Here is a 293-nt window from a genome sequence, read left to right as displayed (position 1 = left end):
CCAGACCGACGGCCGCCTGGCGGCCAACGGCGCCCTGATCATGGGCAACGACCTGTCCCTGATCAGCGGCGGCAACCTGACCAACCAGGGCACCCTGCGCGCCAGCGGCGACCTCGCCGCCAGCGCCGCCAACCTCAACAACAGCGGCCTGATCGAAGCCGGCAACCGCCTCGACCTGCTCGCCGTCGACAGCATCCGCAACGCGGCTGGCGGCATCATCAGCGGCCGCGACGTCAGCCTCACCGCGCTGACCGGCGACGTCATCAACGAGCGCAGCATCACCTCGGTCGACG

At 70.6% G+C, this 293-nt stretch carries 1 protein-coding gene; it reads left to right on the top strand.

The window, feature by feature from the left end; genetic code table 11:
- A partial coding sequence (locus L6D89_RS32490; protein WP_236202357.1) for a hypothetical protein occupies positions 1–293 on the top strand: 293 nt, incomplete at both ends.

Source organism: Pseudomonas pseudonitroreducens (assembly GCF_021603645.1).
GTDB classification, from domain to species: domain Bacteria; phylum Pseudomonadota; class Gammaproteobacteria; order Pseudomonadales; family Pseudomonadaceae; genus Pseudomonas; species Pseudomonas pseudonitroreducens.
Note: the sequence above shows the minus strand (reverse complement) of the source record. Positions and strands in the feature narration are given on the sequence as shown.